Origin of the sequence: Rhodococcus zopfii NBRC 100606 = JCM 9919, assembly GCF_001895025.1 — a bacterium.
In the GTDB taxonomy this organism is placed as follows: domain Bacteria; phylum Actinomycetota; class Actinomycetes; order Mycobacteriales; family Mycobacteriaceae; genus Rhodococcus; species Rhodococcus zopfii.
Genome location: NZ_BCXI01000123.1, coordinates 1 through 1200, shown reverse-complemented (window position 1 = coordinate 1200; position 1200 = coordinate 1). Strand labels below are relative to the sequence as shown.

1 protein-coding gene is annotated in these 1200 nt (G+C 67.8%); it reads right to left on the bottom strand.

The features are described from left to right. Positions 1-588 precede the first annotated feature (588 nt). Positions 589-1200: helix-turn-helix domain-containing protein (locus RZ1_RS29400; RefSeq protein ID WP_072816479.1), on the bottom strand; the 612-nt coding region annotated here is incomplete at its 5' end.

The following is a 1200-nucleotide window of genomic DNA, read 5'->3' as shown; positions in this document are numbered from 1 at the left end:
GGGGTTCGGTGGCGGTGGTGGAGCGGGTACCTCGGTCGGTCGGTGCGGCCTGGTGAACCGGGCGCGGTGACTGCCGGGCAAGGGCGGGTTTTCCCTTGCTCGGTGGTCGGCGGGTCCGGTAGGGCCGTGGTGTGGCGACCGGGCGCGGTGCACGCGGAGCAGCGGGAACCTTGGGAGGGAGGGACAGGGGTCCGGGGGCGGAGCCCCCGGGGATCGGTAGAGCCGACACACCGCAGACGAGCCGGGGCACACTCCTAGCCAGGGCGAGGGGGCACCGTCCGCCGGCCGCGGGAGCATACGTTTGCCGGCCCCGAGACCAACGAGGCAAAGATCCGACTGCCACACCGGCCCTCGAACACACTGCTCGTCGACACCCGACACGACCTTAAGGGGGTCCGGGGGCGGATCGCCCCTGGTCAACGCCGACAACGCGACTCGGCGCACCGAACCGGGGGACGATTCCCGGGTTCGATGCGCCGAGGTGAGACTGGCAGGCATCAGACGTGGACATTTTTTGATGTCGCTCTGATTGTTTGTTGATTCCGATTTGCCGTTGAAAAGTTGATATTTCCGATGTCGTTGTGATGCTCAGATGGTGACGGAGGTGTCGGCCTCGGAGAGCCAGCGGTAAACGGTGGCGACGGAGCGGTCGACTTCTTGGGCGATGACGGGCACCTCCACTCCGGCCTGGCGCCGGGCGAGTGCCCATTCGCGACGCTCCTCGTGAGAATGGAAGGCCGGGATGGGGTTGGTGTCGAGGTGGGTGCCGGGCAGGTGGGGCAGTGGCACCTCGAGCTGTCGAGCGAGAGCGTCGGCGGTCGCGGTGCGAGTCGACCGCGCGACCGGAGTCTCACTTGCGGTCTCGGCGGCGGCACGGTTCTCGGTGATGGTCGTGACGTGAGTCGTGGGTGCGGTCGCGTTCTCGTGTGCGGTCTCACGGCGCGGCTGTGTCGCGGGCGCGGATTCGATGTGAGTCTCGGTGGGTGCGGCGGTGCGACGGCCGAGAACGGTCAGCGCGTGGGTGGAGGCGAGCAGTGAGATCGGCGGGAGTGTGGCGATCACGGCGGCGAGAACGGAGTTGAAGCCGGGGGTCGTGGTGAGAACGGCGTGGATCGCGTTTCCTGCGATCGAGACGGTGGCGGCGCCGATGAGAATCTTCCAGAAGAATCGTCGCGCCCGGTGGTCGTGACGTCGGGAAAC